Origin of the sequence: Cyanobium sp. BA5m-10 (genome assembly GCF_024346255.1) — a bacterium.
Classification (GTDB): Bacteria; Cyanobacteriota; Cyanobacteriia; order PCC-6307; family Cyanobiaceae; genus Cyanobium_A; species Cyanobium_A usitatum.
The window spans coordinates 1-16,733 of record NZ_JAGQCP010000023.1; the positions used below are offsets into that span (position 1 = coordinate 1).

General features: G+C 61.4%; 22 protein-coding genes and 1 tRNA gene. 11 read left to right on the plus strand and 12 right to left on the minus strand.

Annotation, left to right across the window (positions count from 1 at the left end; translation table 11 throughout):
* Nucleotides 1-419 precede the first annotated feature (419 nt).
* Both petD and petB read right to left on the minus strand, forming a co-directional pair.
* Nucleotides 420-902, minus strand: coding sequence for a cytochrome b6-f complex subunit IV (petD, locus tag KBY85_RS09255; RefSeq protein ID WP_106632801.1), 483 nt, complete (start codon nt 900-902; stop codon nt 420-422).
* Nucleotides 903-990: 88 nt separating this feature from the next.
* A complete protein-coding gene (petB, locus tag KBY85_RS09260) occupies nt 991-1,674 on the minus strand; it encodes a cytochrome b6 (protein WP_106632802.1) in 684 nt (227 codons plus the stop codon).
* Between the two features lie 100 nt (nt 1,675-1,774).
* On the opposite strand from petB, the gene ctpZ reads away from it, so the two are divergent.
* Genes ctpZ through minC form a run of 3 tightly spaced genes read left to right on the plus strand, consistent with a single transcriptional unit; the run spans nt 1,775 to nt 4,980 of the window.
* Nucleotides 1,775-3,001: a carboxyl-terminal processing protease CtpZ gene (ctpZ, locus tag KBY85_RS09265; RefSeq protein WP_254961214.1), complete on the plus strand. Its 1,227-nt coding sequence runs from the start codon at nt 1,775-1,777 to the stop codon at nt 2,999-3,001.
* Between the two features lie 2 nt (nt 3,002-3,003).
* A complete protein-coding gene (locus KBY85_RS09270) occupies nt 3,004-4,245 on the plus strand; it encodes an HD domain-containing protein (RefSeq protein ID WP_254961215.1) in 1,242 nt (413 codons plus the stop codon).
* Nucleotides 4,246-4,302: 57 nt separating this feature from the next.
* On the plus strand, nt 4,303-4,980 hold the full coding sequence (minC, locus tag KBY85_RS09275; RefSeq protein WP_254961216.1) for a septum site-determining protein MinC: 678 nt from the start codon (nt 4,303-4,305) through the stop codon (nt 4,978-4,980).
* On the opposite strand, the gene KBY85_RS09280 is transcribed toward minC, so the two are convergent.
* From KBY85_RS09280 to KBY85_RS09290, 3 genes are read right to left on the minus strand one after another with little or no spacing between them, the layout of a single operon-like run.
* Entirely contained in the window at nt 4,970-5,572 is a 603-nt protein-coding gene (locus tag KBY85_RS09280) for a chromate transporter (protein WP_106632805.1), read from the minus strand. The genes minC and KBY85_RS09280 overlap by 11 nt on opposite strands.
* Nucleotides 5,569-6,120 (minus strand): chromate transporter, encoded by a 552-nt coding sequence (locus KBY85_RS09285; protein ID WP_254961218.1) that lies wholly within the window; start codon nt 6,118-6,120, stop codon nt 5,569-5,571. Before KBY85_RS09285 ends, KBY85_RS09280 begins: the two co-directional genes overlap by 4 nt.
* Nucleotides 6,113-7,129, minus strand: coding sequence for a phospholipase D-like domain-containing protein (locus tag KBY85_RS09290; RefSeq protein ID WP_254961220.1), 1,017 nt, complete (start codon nt 7,127-7,129; stop codon nt 6,113-6,115). Before KBY85_RS09290 ends, KBY85_RS09285 begins: the two co-directional genes overlap by 8 nt.
* A gap of 115 nt (nt 7,130-7,244) precedes the next feature.
* On the opposite strand from KBY85_RS09290, the gene minD reads away from it, so the two are divergent.
* The 4 genes from minD (at nt 7,245) to KBY85_RS09310 (ending at nt 8,741) form a co-directional block, all read left to right on the plus strand.
* Nucleotides 7,245-8,063 carry a septum site-determining protein MinD gene (gene minD, locus KBY85_RS09295; protein WP_254961223.1) on the plus strand — a complete coding sequence of 273 codons (819 nt, stop codon included), beginning with the start codon at nt 7,245-7,247 and terminating at the stop codon, nt 8,061-8,063.
* Between the two features lie 5 nt (nt 8,064-8,068).
* A complete protein-coding gene (minE, locus tag KBY85_RS09300; RefSeq protein ID WP_254961228.1) occupies nt 8,069-8,383 on the plus strand; it encodes a cell division topological specificity factor MinE in 315 nt (104 codons plus the stop codon).
* A gap of 39 nt (nt 8,384-8,422) precedes the next feature.
* Nucleotides 8,423-8,635 (plus strand): response regulator transcription factor, encoded by a 213-nt coding sequence (locus KBY85_RS09305; RefSeq protein WP_106632809.1) that lies wholly within the window; start codon nt 8,423-8,425, stop codon nt 8,633-8,635.
* 34 nt (nt 8,636-8,669) lie between these two features.
* Nucleotides 8,670-8,741: transfer RNA gene (locus KBY85_RS09310), tRNA-Thr, on the plus strand.
* 660 nt (nt 8,742-9,401) lie between these two features.
* On the opposite strand, the gene KBY85_RS09315 is transcribed toward KBY85_RS09310, so the two are convergent.
* Genes KBY85_RS09315 through KBY85_RS09335 form a run of 5 tightly spaced genes read right to left on the minus strand, consistent with a single transcriptional unit; the run spans nt 9,402 to nt 12,714 of the window.
* Nucleotides 9,402-9,569, minus strand: a complete 168-nt coding sequence (locus KBY85_RS09315; protein WP_254961229.1) for a hypothetical protein — start codon at nt 9,567-9,569, stop codon at nt 9,402-9,404.
* 12 nt (nt 9,570-9,581) lie between these two features.
* Nucleotides 9,582-10,193 carry an L-threonylcarbamoyladenylate synthase gene (locus KBY85_RS09320; RefSeq protein WP_254961230.1) on the minus strand — a complete coding sequence of 204 codons (612 nt, stop codon included), beginning with the start codon at nt 10,191-10,193 and terminating at the stop codon, nt 9,582-9,584.
* Nucleotides 10,183-11,079 carry a peptide chain release factor N(5)-glutamine methyltransferase gene (gene prmC, locus KBY85_RS09325; RefSeq protein ID WP_254961231.1) on the minus strand — a complete coding sequence of 299 codons (897 nt, stop codon included), beginning with the start codon at nt 11,077-11,079 and terminating at the stop codon, nt 10,183-10,185. Before prmC ends, KBY85_RS09320 begins: the two co-directional genes overlap by 11 nt.
* A gap of 9 nt (nt 11,080-11,088) precedes the next feature.
* The gene (locus tag KBY85_RS09330; protein WP_254961232.1) at nt 11,089-12,243 is read right to left on the minus strand and encodes a DNA-processing protein DprA; all 1,155 of its coding nucleotides are present in this window, start codon (nt 12,241-12,243) and stop codon (nt 11,089-11,091) included.
* A gap of 27 nt (nt 12,244-12,270) precedes the next feature.
* On the minus strand, nt 12,271-12,714 hold the full coding sequence (locus tag KBY85_RS09335) for an acyl-CoA thioesterase (protein ID WP_254961233.1): 444 nt from the start codon (nt 12,712-12,714) through the stop codon (nt 12,271-12,273).
* 113 nt (nt 12,715-12,827) lie between these two features.
* Here KBY85_RS09335 and KBY85_RS09340 point away from each other — a divergent pair, with 113 nt between their 5' ends.
* Nucleotides 12,828-13,676 carry a universal stress protein gene (locus KBY85_RS09340; protein WP_254961234.1) on the plus strand — a complete coding sequence of 283 codons (849 nt, stop codon included), beginning with the start codon at nt 12,828-12,830 and terminating at the stop codon, nt 13,674-13,676.
* Here KBY85_RS09340 and psbM read toward each other — a convergent pair.
* On the minus strand, nt 13,673-13,780 hold the full coding sequence (gene psbM / locus KBY85_RS09345; protein WP_015109223.1) for a photosystem II reaction center protein PsbM: 108 nt from the start codon (nt 13,778-13,780) through the stop codon (nt 13,673-13,675). The two genes, KBY85_RS09340 and psbM, sit on opposite strands and share 4 nt — an antisense overlap.
* 48 nt (nt 13,781-13,828) lie before the next feature.
* The gene (locus KBY85_RS09350; protein ID WP_254961235.1) at nt 13,829-14,314 is read right to left on the minus strand and encodes a 2Fe-2S iron-sulfur cluster-binding protein; all 486 of its coding nucleotides are present in this window, start codon (nt 14,312-14,314) and stop codon (nt 13,829-13,831) included.
* Between the two features lie 114 nt (nt 14,315-14,428).
* Here KBY85_RS09350 and psbB point away from each other — a divergent pair, with 114 nt between their 5' ends.
* The 3 genes from psbB to nrdR all read left to right on the plus strand — a co-directional run bounded on the left by psbB (nt 14,429) and on the right by nrdR (nt 16,727).
* Nucleotides 14,429-15,988: a photosystem II chlorophyll-binding protein CP47 gene (gene psbB, locus KBY85_RS09355; RefSeq protein WP_254961236.1), complete on the plus strand. Its 1,560-nt coding sequence runs from the start codon at nt 14,429-14,431 to the stop codon at nt 15,986-15,988.
* A 24-nt stretch (nt 15,989-16,012) separates the two neighbouring features.
* Nucleotides 16,013-16,108, plus strand: a complete 96-nt coding sequence (locus KBY85_RS09360; RefSeq protein WP_010314684.1) for a photosystem II reaction center protein T — start codon at nt 16,013-16,015, stop codon at nt 16,106-16,108.
* Nucleotides 16,109-16,232: 124 nt separating this feature from the next.
* A complete protein-coding gene (gene nrdR, locus KBY85_RS09365) occupies nt 16,233-16,727 on the plus strand; it encodes a transcriptional regulator NrdR (RefSeq protein WP_106632821.1) in 495 nt (164 codons plus the stop codon).
* Nucleotides 16,728-16,733: the final 6 nt, after the last annotated feature.

Genomic DNA, 16,733 nt, shown 5'->3' on the forward strand with positions numbered 1-16,733 from the left:
CAGCGACTCAGAAAACTTACAACACCGTCGGCTCTCGCCTTCTTCGTCGTAAGCCTGCTCGCTTCGGGATCTTCCCCCTTGCGCGCAGTCCAAAAACATATCACCTCCAACGCCCTTCTGGCAAGGACCCGTATCGAGCGCGACAGCGCATCAAGCCAAAACCATTGCGGCCAGGCATGTAGGTGCATTCCATTTGCTGCCTTCCCCCTGGCGCCGCTGCAGGCCTTTCAGCGCCAATTGCGCCAAGAGTTGGCCAATAGGGAAGCCACTGGGGCAGGGAGGCTCCCAGAGCTCTGCCAGGGACGGGCCAAAGCAGCTGAAAGAGCCTCTCTATTCATGCCATAAAAAAAGCCGCGACCGAAGTCGCGGCTCAATGAGGGGACCTAGACAGAATGCCTAGGCTGATTTGCTCCTAAATCTCAGAACAGACCAAGGGTGAGTGACTTGTCGATCGGCATAGCTGCGCCAATGCCGAGATAAATCGCAAACACCGTGCCGAACAAGAAGGTGGCCATGGCCACGGGCCTGCGGAAAGGATTCTGAAACTTATTGAAACTCTCGATGAAAGGCACCAGCATCAGGCCCAGGGGGATCATCGTCTGCAGGGCAATGCCCAAAAGCTTGTTAGGAACGACCCTGAGGATCTGGAAGACCGGATACAGGTACCACTCAGGCAGGATCTCGAGAGGGGTTGCAAACGGATCAGCCTTGTCGCCCAGCATGGCCGGATCCATGACTGCCAAACCAACCATGCAGCCAATGGTCCCGAGGATTACCACGGGGAACATGTAGAGGAGGTCGTTGGGCCAGGCTGGCTCACCGTAGTAATTGTGACCCATGCCCTTCGCCAACTTGGCGCGGAGCTTGGGATCGGTGAGATCAGGCTTCTTAAGGATGTGCATGGCAGCTGCCGGCAGCAGGGATCTTTGTAGTAATGGTGTGGAGCTTAAGGGGTGAGATTCGGGAGGCGAGAGGCCTCGAATCAATAGGTCACAAGGGACCAGAGATGCCCTGCTTCCGGATCATCAGGAAGTGCATCAGCATGAAAACGGCAAGCAGCCAAGGCATCACAAAGGTATGCAGACTGTAAAAGCGGGTCAGAGTGGACTGACCAACGCTCTCTCCACCGCGGAGAAGCTCAACCATGAAATCACCGATGACCGGCACAGCCGCAGGGACTCCAGAAACAATTTTGACGGCCCAGTAGCCGAGTTGATCCCAAGGCAAGGAGTAGCCGGTAACGCCGAAGGAAACGGTGATCACCGCCATGGTGACGCCAGTAACCCAGGTGAGCTCCCTGGGACGCTTGAAACCACCGGTGAGATAAACGCGGAAGACGTGCAGGATCAGCATCAGCACCATCATTGAGGCGCTCCAGCGGTGCACAGACCTGATCAACCAGCCAAAGCTGACGTCGGTCATCAGGTACTGGACAGAGGAATAGGCCTCGGCCACCGTTGGCTTGTAATAGAAGGTCATCGCAAACCCAGTGGCGAACTGGATAAGGAAGCACACCAGGGTGATGCCGCCCAGGCAGTAAAAAATGTTGACGTGGGGGGGCACGTATTTCGACGAGATGTCGTCGGCAATCGACTGGATCTCAAGGCGCTCGTCGAACCAGTTGTAAACCGGGTTCGAAGCCTGTCCGGAGTTTCCAGCAGGAGTGTTCGCCATGCAGCTGGGGTATTGGTTGAGAGATCCTACCGATGACCTCGAGCCGCTTGTGAGTGTCCAGCCCTCTAAGCCAGCGCCTTCTCAACCGTTTGCAACAGCCGTGAAAAACCTTTTGGCAACACTGCTGCAGCGTTTGCTTGGCCCCGTGCTGGCCCTAGCCCTGCTGGCAGCCTCCGGCGCCTCGGCCTTGGCCCTCAGCGATACCCAGCAGCTGGTGGTTGAGGCATGGCGCCTAGTGAACCAGAGCTACGTGGATCCCGGACGCTTTGAAACGGTGCATTGGAAGCGGCTGCGCCAAAAAGCGCTCGAGCAACCAATCAACAGCTCAGGAGATGCATACGACGCCATCGAATCAATGCTCACCCCCCTTGGGGATCCCTACACCCGCCTTTTGCGGCCTGCCGACTACGCCACCCTGCGCTCCAACACTCAGGGCACCGTGACCGGAGTGGGACTGCAGCTGGGCTTGCGCAGCAACGACCAAGCAGTCGTTGTGATCGCCCCACTGGACGGCTCCCCCGCCGCTGAAGCCCTTATCCCTAGTGGCGCCGAGGTACTGCAGGTAGATGGCCAGAACACTGGGGGGCTGGGGCTGGAACGCACCGCAGCCGCCCTGCGCGGCCCCGCCGGGAGCCGGGTGCTGGTGCAACTCAACATGCAAGGACAGCCGCGCGAAGTGGAGCTCGAACGGCGTGAGGTGGAGCTGCGTCCTGTGCGCAGCAAGCGGCTGCGGGTGGGAGAGCACACGCTCGGCTACCTACGTATCACCCAATTTTCTGAACCGGTGCCCCAGGACGTGCAGGAAGCCCTCGCCGATCTCAACAGCAAGGCGATCGAGGGACTGATTCTTGATCTGCGCAACAACTCCGGCGGGCTGGTGAGCGCCGGCTTAGCCGTGGCCGACGACCTGCTCAATGGCGAGCCCATCGTGGAAACCCAGGACCGTGATGGACTCAGCTCGCCCCAACAGGCCAACCCCGGCATGCTCTTCGACGGGCCGATGCTCACCCTGGTGAACGGCGGCACAGCTAGTGCCAGCGAAATCCTGGCGGGAGCACTTCAAGACAATGGCCGCAGTGAGCTGGTGGGAACTCAAACCTTCGGCAAAGGGCTGATTCAGACCCTGATACCCCTGGGCGACACCAGTGGCCTGGCCGTAACCGTGGCCCGTTACCTCACCCCCAGTGGCAGGGACATTCAGCACCAGGGAATCGCACCGGATCTAGTGCTGCCCGAACCCGAACCCTTAGATCCCGGCGGTGAGGGTGACAGCTGGCTCGATGCCGCGGGCCGCTTGCTGGCCAGCCGGCTGGAAGCGACCCTCTGAATATGGGAGAGCGCACTTATCACGATCCACTGCACGGAGCGATTCGACTCGATCGCACCGATCCAGCTGAAGCCCTGGCCATCGACCTGATCGATTCCGCTCCCTTCCAGCGCTTGCGCCGAGTACGTCAATTGGGCCCAGCCTTTCTGACCTTCCATGGAGCCGAGTCCAGCCGCTTCACCCATTCCCTCGGGGTGCTGCACCTAGCCCGCCTAGCCCTGCAACAGCTGGAGCGCCACCACCTTGAACTGGCGGAACATCGAGCCGTGCTCTACGCCGCGGCCTTGCTGCACGATGTGGGCCATGCTCCCCTAAGCCACTCCGGCGAGGAGATGTATGGGCTGCACCACGAGGCTTGGTCGGGGCGTCTGATCCGGGAGCATCCGGCCTTGCGCGACCGCCTCGAAGCCCACTCCCCCGGCACGGCCAGCGTCGTGGCCGACCTGCTAGAGCACGGCCGCCACCCCTGCCCAGCGATCAAGGCCCTAGTGAGCAGCCAGCTGGACTGCGACCGGCTTGATTACCTGGTCCGCGATAGCTACAGCACGGGCACTACCTACGGGCGACTGGATCTCGAGCGGATCCTGGCCGCCTTCACCTTGGCTCCCGATGGCCAGCTGGCGATCACCCCAAAGGGCCTGATGGCCGTGGAGCACTACCTGGTGGTGCGCAACCTGATGTATCGCAGCGTCTACAACCACCGGCTCAACGTGGTGTGCAACTGGCTGCTCAACCAGGCCATCGCCACCGCCCGACGCCTGGGACCAAAGCGAGTTTGGGCCGACCAGGTGATGGGCCGCTGGCTGTGGCACTGCGACGCTCTCGATCTGGAGTCATTTCTTGCCAACGACGACATCCGCACTGGCTACCACCTGATGCGCTGGATGGAAGAGGGCCCGGACGAACTGCAGGATCCTTGCGGTCGGCTGCTGGAGCGGCGTCTACTCAAGGCCACCGATGTGAGTCACTGCAGCCCCGCCCAGCGACTGGAGCTCCTGGCTGCAGCGAGGCAGTTAAGCGAAGCAGAGGGCCTGAGTGCCGAAACCAGCTGCGGCCTACAGCAGCGCCAGAGCCGCGGTTATCACCCCTACAAGGGTGGCCTGCGCCTTTGGGATGGCGAGCACCTACAGGCCCTGGAGCAGCGCTCAAACCTGGTGCAAAGCCTCACTGTTGAAGTCGAGCTGGCCTGGCTGATCCATCCCGGTGAGGTGGCACCTAGGTTGCGCCAATTGCTGGGGCGCTGAGGGGGAATGGGGATGGAGATAGGGCCGGGAACGGAGTTGGAGCCTGCTCGGGGAGCCTTGTTGGTTGCAGACGAATCTGGGCGAGGCAGCCACCGGCTAGTGCTGCCCGCCTCTTGCCAGACCCCTTTGCCCGCTCTGGTGCAACAAGCAATCGATAGCGGCGCCCTGCTGGCTAATCGGCCAATCGAGGGCCAGGTGCTGCTCGAGGCTGGGGCCTGGCGTATCGGCCTAAGCCAACTTGGCGAGCTGCAGCGCACCCTGAACGGCCGGGGGCTTGAGCTGGTGACGATCTGCAGCAGTCAGCCCCACACCCACGTAGCAGCTGCGGGGCTGGGGATCTTGAGCCAGTGGCCTAATACAACCGCTCCAGAGAGCCCCGCCAAACCAGATTCCGACCTGCAAGTGCATCGGGGCACCCTTCGCTCCGGCGACCATCTGGAAACATCGGGCAGCGTGCTGCTGCTTGGGGACGTAAACCCAGGGGCGCGGATTTCAGCCGCAGGCCATGTGCTGGTGTGGGGGCGATTGAGGGGTGTTGCCCACGCCGGCTGTCAGGGCGACAACTTCGCCCGCATCGTGGCCCTGCAGCTACGACCGCTGCAGCTGCGCATTGCCGGGGCGGTGGCTAGGGGCCCCGAGGGCACCCCCCCAGCCGGGTTTGCCGAAGAAGCTCGGATAGTGGCGGGCGCCATCCAAATAGACCCGGCCCAACCAGTCTGGCCCCTTAGCGGTTAATTACACCCAGACCGCCCAGCACACCGGCCACCGCCATAAACCAGAGCGGCGAAATGCGGGTGCGCAACATCAGCACGCAAACCAGAACTGACACCACCACCCCAGCCCAATTGGTGTCAGCCGTGCGCAGAATCTTGAGCCCCACGGCAAACAAAATTCCTAAGGTTATTGGCCCTAGGCCTCGCTCAAACGCCACGCGCCAGGGGGAGTGTTCAAGGCGCTTCCAACTAAGGCAGGCCATGACCATAAGCAAGGTAGAGGGCAACAGGATCGCTGCTTCGGCGCCGTAGGCGCAGAGCAGGGCCCAGAAAGGCCCCTCCCGCCAGCCGGCCCCGAGACCAAGCAAACCCACCAACATTGAGCTGGGACCAGGTGCCGCCTCCGCCAGGGCATAAAGATCGGCGAATTGGGTATTAGTGAGCCAGCAAAACTGGGCCACCGCCAAATGGTGATATTCCGCCAGCAGGGTGTTGCCACCGCCAAGTGAAAACAGCGACAGCGATAAAAACTGCCACAGCACCTGCACCAAGGTGCCCAAATCCGAGAGGCGAGCTGGCTCACACGCCACCGCCGCGGCCAGCAGCCCACTCATGGATTGCTCTGCCGGCGGGGCCAATACCAAGCCATGGCCAAGGGACCGGCGATCAACACCACTGGAATCAAGCGCTGGTTAAACAAGCTGAGTGCCAGAAAGACCACCACAGCAAGCAACAAAGCAACCCGATCATTCCAATACTGATCAAGAATCTTGAAACCCATGGAAAGGGCCATCCCTGCTGCCGCAGCCACCACTCCGGCCAGCACCCGATCTACCGAGGGGATGGTGTGGAAATGGAAGTAGGCCAAACCCAGCCCCATCAACAGGCTGAAGGGGAGCAGCAACATGCCGGCCAGGGCTACTAAAGCGCCTGGCAAACCGTGGAACTCGGCACCGATGTACACGGCCATGTTGATCTGGTTTGGCCCGGGGAAAAGGCGGGCAACCGTGAGTCCGGTGAGGAATTGCTCGTTGGACATCCAACGGCGCTGCTCGACCACAATCCGCTGGCTCCAGGCGGACAGGCCACCACCAAAGGCCGAGAGCGCCACCTGGAGCATCCCCCAGAACAACTCAGAAAGGCTGGGGCGCCGCTCAGTCATGGACGAAGTGGGGATCTGGTGGCAATTCGCCGTCCTCGTGCAGGCTGGGATTAAGGGGATCTGGAGCGTGATATTTCTTTGCCGCATCCCAATCAGCCTGGAAGGTGCTGCGCAGCCTCTCCACCACCTCGGGAGCATCGGATTCGATGCCAAGCTCGCGCCGCAGATCAAAGGCACTGCGATCGATGTTCATGGAACCGGTCTGGGCGTAGGCACCGTCAACCAAAAGCAACTTGGCGTGCAGTTTTAGATGCTTCTGCCGCCGCACCTTCACACCAAAGCGCTCCATTACCCGCAGCGAAGAGAATGTGTCGTAGATGTCCCAGTCGGAGATGCCGTGCTTGCCACCACAGAGGAAGCGCACCTTCACGCCGCGCTCCCGGGCCGAAATTATTCTCTCCAAAATCACCGCATCCACAAATTTTGGGTGCTGAATCCAAAGGCTTTCGAGCGCCATATCAATGATCCTGGCCATCTGGCCGCGGCTGTGAACGCTGCTCCACACCAGGCCCACAGTGAGATCGGGATGGAAAAAGCTGCGGTTCCAGTCGGCCTCAAAGCAAGCGATCACCTGCTCCACCACAGGCACTGCATAACTGACGACCCCGTAGTCACGGGTCTCAGTGAAGTATTTGTCGCTGAGGTTAAAGGTGGCAATTAGCACGCAGGTGGAATCCACCACCAGCGACTTCTCATGGGTGACTGGAAAGGCTTCGCTGGTCCAGGCCACCTGAATGCCGCAGGCATCGAGGCGGGCATGGGCCTCATCATTCCAACGGTCACCGCCGGAGGTGTGCGGATTGAGCATCACCCGCACCAGCACGCCACGCTGCTGAGCCCGGATCAAGGCCTGCTCAATGGTCTCCGACTGCAACTTGAACTGCTTAATCCGAAGTGTCTCCTGGGCAGAGTCGATCAAAGCCACCACAGCCACTGCGCCGTCATCGGGCATCACCAGCAGCTGCTGGTGATGGTGCAGATGGTTAGGCCCACCTGGGGTTTGGGTCATCCCTTCTCAGAGCCTGAACACCCCTTTTAGAGCAGCTGCCGCCAGTAGCAATGCCAGCCCCAATACCTGCAACTCAAGGTTTTGGCCTTAACCTGACCTCAATCCAGCCTGTGCCGTGGCAGCCACGTCTACCCGCTACATCCTGATCTGCTCCGGCAAAGGAGGCGTGGGCAAAACCACCCTCACCGCCAACCTCGGCATAGCCCTTGCCAAGCAAGGGGCTCGCACCGCCGTTCTCGATGCCGACTTCGGCCTACGCAACCTCGACTTGTTGCTCGGCCTGGAAAACAGGATCGTTTACACAGCCCAGGAGGTGCTGGCCGAAACCTGTCGCCTGGAGCAAGCATTGGTGAAACATAAGCAGGAGCCAAATCTGGCCTTGCTTCCCGCTGGCAATCCACGGATGCTTGAGTGGCTCCAGCCCGACGACATGCGAAAGATCGCTGCCATGCTCGGCGAGCACTTCGATTACGTTTTAATCGATGCGCCGGCAGGCATCGAGGGGGGCTTTAGGAACGCGATGGCGGCCGCACGCGAAGCAATCGTGGTCACAACACCGGAGGTTTCGGCCGTGCGCGATGCCGACCGGGTGATTGGCCTGCTCAACAGTGAAGGCGTAAAGCCGATCCAGCTTGTGCTGAACCGGGTGCGGCCAAAAATGATGGCAAATCAGGAGATGCTGGGCGTCAGCGATGTCACCGACATCCTGGCCCTGCCCCTACTTGGCCTAGTGCTGGAAGACGAACAGGTGATTGTGAGCACCAACCGCGGTGAGCCCCTCACCCTCACCGGCAATAGTTCCCCTGCTGGCCGCGCTTACACCAATGTGGCTCGCCGCCTGCAGGGTGAAGAGGTGCCGCTGATCGATCCGAGCAAAGAGCGCCAAGGGCTGCGGGCCACGATCGGGCGCCTGATGCAAACCAAGATCTTCTGAAGCCGATGACCTTGCTTGATGTGATCAACAAACTGTTGGGGCGGCAGCCCGCCAGTGCCAACACGGCTAAGCAGCGACTGCAGTTGGTGCTCGCCCACGACCGCAGCGACCTCAATCCCGAGCTGCTGCAACAGATGCGCCGCGAAATCCTTGAGGTTGTGAGTCGTTATGTGGAAATCGACTTTGAGGAAGGGGATGTGACCCTGGAAACGGAGGACAGAGTTACGGCCCTGGTAGCCAACCTGCCGATTCGGCGAGCCAAGCTGCCGGCTCCCGCCCCTATCCCTGAGTCAACCCTGGAGAACGAGATCAGTTCCTGAGACGGTGTGGGAACTCTTAGGGGCAGCCACACCAATGCCATGCCCTGTTCAACCGCCTTCGAGCATTCAGAACTTTCCGCCGCAGAGCGGCGTGTGCTCGAGCAACTGGAACGGGGCTACAGCAACAAGGCAATTGCCGCCGCCTTAATTCTCAGCAGGCGCACGGTCGAAAGCCATATGTCGAGCCTGCTAGCCAAAACCGGCTGCCAAAGCCGCACCCAGCTGCTGCTCTGGGCGCTGGGTGAGCGATAAGCTCAGAACACGAAGCCGCCAAGCGACTTCCATTGCCGGCTTAGCTCAGTGGTAGAGCAGCGCTTTTGTAAAGCGAAGGCCATCGGTTCAAATCCGTTAGCCGGCTTTCAGATCCAAATCGGTCGTGGCAGCTATGGACACGGGTATCTGCATAGCGGACGTGCTCAACACCGATACCAACATTGATCAAACGCACATAAGGGACGAGTTGACAGATAGCAAAGGAGCGCATCGCTACCGAGCTGCCTCAAAGCAGGCTGAGTCATGCCCCACCCCCGAATACTGATCATTCTCCTATATCAAGCAGCCGAAGAGAGATTTCAATCATCACACCGCGGTGTTTCAACCATCCGTTGCCTACCAGAGTTCATCATCTCTGTGTAGGAAAGAGCCCTTGGCCATTCCGGTTCGAAGGCAATAGTCCTTAGGTCTTCTCTTTGAGCCCTAGGTTTGCCTGCAATGAGTTTTCTAACCATCCATGCCACGGACAAGGAAACGACCAGAGCAACAAGGACTGTCATGGGCTCTCCGCAGATCTTGCCTTCCAAATTATGCAGTAGAAACAGCTTCCACCTGAAATACACAGAGCCAAGATCACCAGCGTCTGTGGATCGGCTGAGGTCACCAAAAAAATGGCGGTGCACTGCGACACCCTGCCGGTGAGCAACCAATCCGGCCAGGGAGACTGGAGCAACTGGCGCCTGCCGCTATCTCAACAGAAGTGGTCCGCCACAGCCAAACCGTTACTAGTCCAAACCCAGGCGCCCTAGGTGTCCCCCTGGGCTCGCCCAGCCAGAAGCCAGATACCAAGGGCCAGCAGCAACCAGGGCAAAAAGCTGAGCTCCATCAAGTCGGACAACACCTGCAGCAAGGGCGCCATAGCCCAATAAAACACCGCTACCGAGACCGCCACCACAACAATCAGAGCTCCCATGCCTACGCGCTCCTAAATGCCTGGGGGCAGTAGAGCACCGGCCCGCAATACCCGCCAGCCGCCCTCAGCGCGCCAAGCAACAACCGTGCTGGCCTGACCTGCAGCGAGGGGCCAGGGGATCGGTGCCAGAAGCGGCACCCCGGGAAATTGCTGGGCAGCCTCCTGAGCTGTACATGCGGCCGGACAGCCTGAAATGTTAGCGCTGGTTGTAGCCAAGGGGCCACTTAGCTGCAGCAAGGCCTGGGCTTCCGCACTGGCCGGCAGCCGCAGGCCCAGGCTCGACCCACCGGGATTAAGGGCCTCTGCCACCACTCCAACGGCAGGTAGCACCAAAGTGACCGCCCCTGGCCAGGCCCAAGCAGCCATCTCCAACCACTCAGTGCGCGGCGCTACGCCAAGGCAAGCAAACAGTTCTTCGGAGCTGGCCGCCATCAAAATCAAAGGCTTGTCTGCCGGGCGTTGTTTCAGGCGCCAAAGCTGGTTGGCCTGGCCAGGTGAAGCCGCCAGGGCTGGCAAGGTATCTGTGGGGAACAGGGCAGCTGAACCCTGAAGGAGCAGTGCCGCCAGATCTGGCGGCTCCACGGCTGGAGATGGAACCGGCAACAATCCGGTCTTAATGGTCATGGCAATCCCTGCCCGATCCTGGCCAGCGAGCCGACGCAAAGCGCTCTACACCCTCGAGATCCCCATGGGAGCGCACCTCGGCATATCCGGCAGCACTGAGTAGGTCGATCACCGCATGGCTCTGGTCGAAGTGATGCTCCATCAGCAACAGGCCTCCTGGAGCAAGAGCCGCCGCCCCACCCGCCACTATTAGGCGCAAGGCATCGAGTCCATCGACTCCACCATCGAGGGCTATTACGGGCTCATGCTCCCTCACCCCGGGCTCCAAACCAGCCCATACCGCTGTCGGTATGTAGGGGGGATTGCTCACCACCAGATCAAACTGTCCCCACCAGGGGCTCAACGGCTGCCACCAACTGCCCTCCAGCAATTGGACCCGATCGGCAACGCCTCCTGCCGCCAGATTGAGGGCCGCCTGACTAAGCGCCCCTGGACTGCAGTCGACGGCCCAGCCGCGACTGGAGGGCCAGGAGAGGGCCAAGGCCAGGGCCATACAGCCAGAGCCGGTGCCGAGATCGGCCCAACAGCCCGCGCTGGAAGGGGCCAGCTCCAGGGCCAGCTCCACCAGTAATTCCGTTTCCTGTCTAGGGATCAGCACTCCTGGGGCGACGCTGATCTCCAGGTCACGCCAGGGGCAGCGCCCCACAAGGTATTGAAGAGGCTCGGCCGTATCGAGATGGCAGCGCCACATCGCCTCCAATTGGTTGAGATCACAGGCCAGTTGAACCGGCAGCTGAGCATGAAGCCGCAGCTGCTGTTGAGCCCGCCAGGGCAGGCCTCCCGCCAGATCCAGCAGCCAGTCAAAGTCTCCAGGGCTCCCGCCCAGGGCTAGTTGCTGTCGGCGCCAGGCCAACAACTGCTCCCCATCGAGCTGCCCATTCACCATGGATTAAGGCTAGGCCGGACGCCAGCAAAGCCCAGGCTCAGCCCGCACCAGCCCTTGAAGCTCCAAGGCCAGCAGACGGGAGGCAAGGGAGGCCGCAGGCTCCTCCAGCATCAGGCAGAGCTGCTCAAGCGAAGCTCCGTGCCCCAAGGCTGCTAGCAGCGCTGGATCGGCTGATCGCAGCAGCCCATGGGAGGCCGCAGGAGCAGCGGGATCTGGCGAGGCCAGGGGGCCAGGCCCTAGCTGGCGAATTAAATCTGCGGGCTCAAGCAGCACCGTGGCGTCTTGGGCGAGCAGACGATTGCTACCGGCAGCAGATGCCTTGCCCGCATCAGCCGGCACGGCCCAGACCGGCAACTCCTGCTGCATGGCGAGGGTGGCCGACTGGAGAGCCCCACTGCGCATAGGGCACTCGACCACCACCACCGCCCGAGCCAGGCCGACCTGCAGCCGGTTGCGAGCCGCAAAATGGCCTGCCTGCACCGCAGTGCCCGCCGGCAACTCGCTTACCAGCAGCCCCCCGGCACCCACCTCAGCCTGCAACTGCTGATGGTGCCTGGGATAAACCCGCTCAAGGGGAGTGCCCAACACCCCCACAGGCCGGCCGCCCTTGGACAAGCAGCCTCGGTGGGCGGCTCCGTCGATCCCTTCAGCCAGGCCACTCACCACCGGCCAACCCGCCTGGGCAAGGGCCGCACCGATCGCCTCAGCCATGGCCAGCCCATGCAGGGAAGGCCGGCGCGTGCCCACAACCGCAATGGCCTGGCGGCGCCGAAGCAGGGGCCACAACCCGCCCTTACCCCGCCAATACAGGCGCAGAGGCGGCCGCGCCAAGGCGAGCAACTCGGGCGGAAAGGCCGGATCAGCCGGCACCAACACCCCCTTGCCGCCGCGCAGCTCTTGGCAGAGACGGGGCAAGGGATCGGGACCCCAGCGATCGCGATAACGCTGCAGCTGGCGGCAGCCCACCGCACCAAAACCGGCAAGGGCAGCAAAGGCCTCGAGCGGTGCGCCCCAGGCTGCCGACCAGCCACAAAAGTTGTCCCTAATGGCAACCAGCCGCTGGGCGCCAATGCCTGGACAACCCGACCACAGCAGCCACCAAAGCCGCTGCTCCTGATTCCAACCGGCGCCATCGGCGCTCCGCAGCAGCCCCTGAATCGCCATGACGCCTTCAGTACAGATGTACTGATCCTAATGCGGTCCCCGCGCCAGGGTCGCAACCGCGGCCTCCAGATCCGCGGGCAAGCGGCGCACCAGCCGGCGCCGATCCAGCCCAGGGGCGCTCTCCACCAGCACAAGCTCAACCCTTGCCTCAGCCGCCAGCTTTCCGCTTGCAGCAACAAAACGGCTTCGCCAGGGCAATTTCAGGCCAAAGCGCGGCAGCACCTCGCTCCACAGCTGCACTGCTTCGCCGTGAAACAGGGGCTGCTTGTAGTCAATGGTCAAACTCACCACCGGCAGCTCCAAGCCCCGAGCGGAAAGATCGCTGTAGGCGATACCAGCTGCAGCCAGGGCCTCTACCCGCGCCTCCTCAAGCCAAGCCAAGTAAGCGCCATGCCACATCACGCCGGCGTGATCCGTGTGTTGGGGCAGCACACGGCGCTCCAGCAACCAGCCCTCAGACACTCTTTTCACCAAAGCTGGGCCTGCTTGGCCGAAGGGGGATGGTTCCGGTGTGGCGGGCAGATGGTTCGCGCTTGCAGATCGGACATAGGGTGACAGGCAGCCTGCTACTTCGAGTCGTCTCAGTGTTTCGCAACGTTCTAATCGCCGATTCCGGCAAAGGCCACGTGGAAGAGATGGTGCGCATGCTGCGCGACATCCCGGCGGTGCGTGCGGCCCGCATCAACCTGCTGCACGTGGTGCCTGAGCAGGCTGGTGAGAGCTTCGCGGACCAATCCCAGAAAGCGGCGACTATCGCCGCCGAAGCCGTGCAACGGCTCGGGCTCAACCCCAGCGAGGTGAACACAATCATTCGCCAGGGAGACACCAAGCAAACGGTGCTGAAGGTGGCCGACGAACTCAACAGCGACCTGATCGTGATGGGCTCCAGAGGCATGGGTCGCCTTCAATCGATCCTTAGCAACAGCGCCAGCCAATACGTATTCCAGCTGTCGACCAGGCCGATGCTGCTGGTGCGCGACGACCTTTACATCCGCCACATCAACCGGGTGATGGTGGCCATCGATGGCACCGGGGTCGGAGACGACGCCCTGAAACTGGCCTGCGAGCTTGTGCGGGAGATTCCTGGCGGCAGCCTCACCGGCGTGCACGTAACCCGCCAAGACATCACCCCTTCTCGGGGCGGCAAATCCCCAGCGGATGAAGTACTCGAGAAAGCCAGCCAGCGAGCCCGTAGCTACGGAGTGGAGCTCAAGGCAGTGCACCTCAGCGGCGATGTCGGCCGCAGGGTGTGCGCCGCCGCTGAGGATCTCAAAGCCGACCTGCTGGTGATCGCTTCCCAGGATCGGCGCCCGGTGGTTGCTCGCAGCCTCGTCGACATCGACCGGCTACTGGGCAGCTCGGTGAGCGACTACATCCGCGTTCACGCCCCAGCCCCTGTGTTGCTGGTGCGGGAGCCTGAAGGGAGGCGCTAGCCCCCCTGGCGGCTGTTGGTTTGGATGTAAAGAATGATCAAAAAGACCGCGGGAACCAACACGAACAAAAGGCTGGCAACAAAGCCGAGATCGTTGGTTTCCATGGCTGAAGGGGAAGTGAGGGGAGGGTATCACCGCCAAATGGGCGCTTCTCAGGAGGCTTCACCGCTCGTTGCGGTTGGCGCCTGTTCTTCACCCTCGCTGGGGCCTTCAGCCCCATCCTCTAAATCCTCGTCGCCTTCCTGTACCGGAGGGGCAGGCCAGGCTGTGGGGCCGATGGGCAGGGGCTTGGTCTGGGCCTCCGCCACCAAATTTTCCTGGTCGGCCATGCCCACTTGGGGCCGAGTCAAAACCAAAACAGACTCCTGAACCATGGCTTGACAGGCAAGCCGCCAGGTTTGGGGGCGCCGGCGCAGTTTTTGGTCTTCCACGGGAGTGCGGCCGCTTAGCACCTGGGCAGCGGTGCCCTCCGGAATGGCCACAAAGCAGGTGATGCACTGGCCGCAGCCGCCGCAATTACCTAGGGCACCCTTGAGCCCGTAGAGCTGAATGCCCTCCCGCAAAGCCACTTCTCGCAGGTTTTCGCCGGGGTAGCACTCAATGTCGCGGCCCTCGCGAACAAATCGGATCACGGGCATGAAACCTTTCTGCAGAGGTCTTCATTCTGGGCCAGGCCGTTGCGGTCCGTTACCTGGAGCGCACGGCGGCCGGAGCGCCCCTTACGATCGCCCAACCCACCCAGAACTACCCCCATGGGATTGCCCTGGTATCGGGTGCACACGGTCGTGATCAACGACCCGGGCCGATTGCTCGCCGTGCACCTCATGCACACCGCCCTGGTTGCCGGCTGGGCCGGCTCCATGGCGCTCTATGAGCTCGCAATTTTTGATCCGTCCGACGCGGTACTCAACCCGATGTGGCGCCAGGGCATGTTCGTCATGCCCTTCATGGCCCGACTCGGCGTTACCGGCAGCTGGGGCGGCTGGAGCATCACCGGCGAGACCGGTGTTGACCCAGGCTTCTGGAGCTTTGAAGGTGTGGCTGCAGCCCACATCGTCTTTAGCGGCCTGCTCTTCCTGGCCGCCATCTGGCACTGGACCTACTGGGATCTAGAGATCTGGCAGGACCCACGCACCAGCGAACCAGCCCTCGATCTGCCCAAAATTTTTGGCATCCACCTGCTACTAGCCGGCCTTGGTTGCTTCGGATTCGGGGCCTTCCACCTCACCGGGGTCTTCGGGCCTGGCATGTGGGTCAGTGATCCCTATGGAGTCACGGGTCACTTGGAGGCAGTCCAACCATCTTGGGGACCAGAAGGATTCAATCCCTTCAACCCTGGCGGCATCGTGGCCCACCACATTGCCGCTGGCATCGTTGGAATCATTGCTGGCATTTTCCACATCACCACTCGACCGCCGGAGCGCCTATATAAGGCCCTTCGAATGGGCAACATCGAAACGGTGCTGGCCTCGGCCATCGCGGCCGTGTTCTTTGCAGCCTTCATTGTTGCCGGCACGATGTGGTATGGCGCTGCTGCAACCCCTGTAGAGCTGTTTGGCCCCACCCGCTATCAGTGGGACCAGAGCTACTTCAAGACGGAAATCAATCGTCGAGTCCAAACAGCTCTCGACAACGGAGCCACCAAGGAACAGGCCTATGCCTCGATTCCTGAGAAGCTGGCCTTCTATGACTACGTCGGCAACAGTCCTGCCAAGGGCGGCCTGTTCCGGGTTGGTCCGATGGTGAATGGCGACGGCTTGCCCACCGGCTGGATTGGCCACATCTCCTTCACTGACAAAGATGGCCGGGATCTGGAAGTGCGCCGCCTGCCCAACTTCTTCGAGAACTTCCCTGTGATTCTCCTAGACCAAGAGGGCATCGTGCGAGCTGACATTCCCTTCCGCCGTGCTGAAGCGAAGTACTCCTTCGAGCAGACCGGCGTAACCGCAACCGTTTACGGAGGCGCCCTCAACGGCCAGGTCTTCACTGATCCTGCCGATGTGAAGCGCCTGGCCCGCAAGGCCCAGCTCGGGGAAGCCTTCGAATTTGACCGCGAGACTTATCACTCCGACGGTGTATTCCGTAGCTCGCCCCGCGGCTGGTTCACCTTTGGCCACGCCACCTTCGCCCTTCTCTTCTTCTTCGGCCACATCTGGCACGGTGCTCGCACCCTGTATCGCGATGTATTTGCCGGTATTGATCCTGACCTTGGCGAACAAGTGGAATTCGGTCTCTTCCAGAAATTGGGAGACCGCTCGACCCGTCGTCTGCCCGAGGGCTACGTGCCCCCGGCAGGCAGTCCCCTCAGCTGAACGCCAGCACCCCCGAGGACATCCATGGAAAGCTTCGCTTACATCCTGATCCTGGCCCTGGCCATCTCCACGCTCTTCTTTGCAATCGCCTTCCGCGATCCCCCCAAGATCGGCAAATAATCAGCCAGAGCCCTTTAAAGCCCCTGCTTCGGCAGGGGCTTTTTTGTTGTGCAATAGGCGAATGCAGGCCTTTCCAAATGAAAAAGTGCTGCTTACACTTGAAAGACACGCCCGGATGCCAGGGATGCAATGTCCCTCATGCCAACACACCGATAGCCGGGTGCTCGAATCTCGAGCGGCCGACAGTGGTCGCAGTGTGAGGCGGCGGCGTGAGTGTCTCAACTGCGAATTCCGCTTCACTACCTATGAACGGGTAGAGACAGTGCCCATCACTGTGGTGAAGCGCAACTCCTCGCGGGAAACCTTCAACCGCGTCAAGTTGCTGCACGGGCTGCTGCGCGCCTGCGAAAAAACAGGCCTAGAGCCGGCCCGGCTCGAAGGGGTAGTGGATGAAATCGAACTCCAACTGCAGCAGCGCAGCGGACGGGAGGTGAGCAGTGCCGAAATCGGTGAACTTGTGCTTCAGCAGCTCAGCGAAATGAGTGAGGTTGCCTATGTGCGCTTTGCCTCTGTCTATCGCCAGTTCCAGGGCGTAAGCGACTTTGTGTCCACCTTGGAAGGACTGCACAAGCGCAGTGGTGGCCGCTTGCGCAAAGCCAGCTTGGCCACGGTCAGCTGACCTGGT

Excerpts from the sequence above, each read along its gene's own strand:
- petD (WP_106632801.1), bottom strand. The coding sequence starts at position 902 with ATGCACATCCTTAAGAAGCCTGATCTCACCGATCCCAAGCTCCGCGCC.
- petB (WP_106632802.1), bottom strand. The coding sequence starts at position 1,674 with ATGGCGAACACTCCTGCTGGAAACTCCGGACAGGCTTCGAACCCGGTT.
- KBY85_RS09270 (WP_254961215.1), top strand. The coding sequence starts at position 3,004 with ATGGGAGAGCGCACTTATCACGATCCACTGCACGGAGCGATTCGACTC.
- KBY85_RS09280 (WP_106632805.1), bottom strand. The coding sequence starts at position 5,572 with ATGAGTGGGCTGCTGGCCGCGGCGGTGGCGTGTGAGCCAGCTCGCCTC.
- KBY85_RS09285 (WP_254961218.1), bottom strand. The coding sequence starts at position 6,120 with ATGACTGAGCGGCGCCCCAGCCTTTCTGAGTTGTTCTGGGGGATGCTC.
- KBY85_RS09290 (WP_254961220.1), bottom strand. The coding sequence starts at position 7,129 with ATGACCCAAACCCCAGGTGGGCCTAACCATCTGCACCATCACCAGCAG.
- minE (WP_254961228.1), top strand. The coding sequence starts at position 8,069 with ATGACCTTGCTTGATGTGATCAACAAACTGTTGGGGCGGCAGCCCGCC.
- KBY85_RS09305 (WP_106632809.1), top strand. The coding sequence starts at position 8,423 with ATGCCCTGTTCAACCGCCTTCGAGCATTCAGAACTTTCCGCCGCAGAG.
- KBY85_RS09315 (WP_254961229.1), bottom strand. The coding sequence starts at position 9,569 with ATGGGAGCTCTGATTGTTGTGGTGGCGGTCTCGGTAGCGGTGTTTTAT.
- KBY85_RS09320 (WP_254961230.1), bottom strand. The coding sequence starts at position 10,193 with ATGACCATTAAGACCGGATTGTTGCCGGTTCCATCTCCAGCCGTGGAG.
- prmC (WP_254961231.1), bottom strand. The coding sequence starts at position 11,079 with ATGGTGAATGGGCAGCTCGATGGGGAGCAGTTGTTGGCCTGGCGCCGA.
- KBY85_RS09330 (WP_254961232.1), bottom strand. The coding sequence starts at position 12,243 with ATGGCGATTCAGGGGCTGCTGCGGAGCGCCGATGGCGCCGGTTGGAAT.
- psbM (WP_015109223.1), bottom strand. The coding sequence starts at position 13,780 with ATGGAAACCAACGATCTCGGCTTTGTTGCCAGCCTTTTGTTCGTGTTG.
- KBY85_RS09350 (WP_254961235.1), bottom strand. The coding sequence starts at position 14,314 with ATGCCCGTGATCCGATTTGTTCGCGAGGGCCGCGACATTGAGTGCTAC.
- psbB (WP_254961236.1), top strand. The coding sequence starts at position 14,429 with ATGGGATTGCCCTGGTATCGGGTGCACACGGTCGTGATCAACGACCCG.
- KBY85_RS09360 (WP_010314684.1), top strand. The coding sequence starts at position 16,013 with ATGGAAAGCTTCGCTTACATCCTGATCCTGGCCCTGGCCATCTCCACG.
- nrdR (WP_106632821.1), top strand. The coding sequence starts at position 16,233 with ATGCAATGTCCCTCATGCCAACACACCGATAGCCGGGTGCTCGAATCT.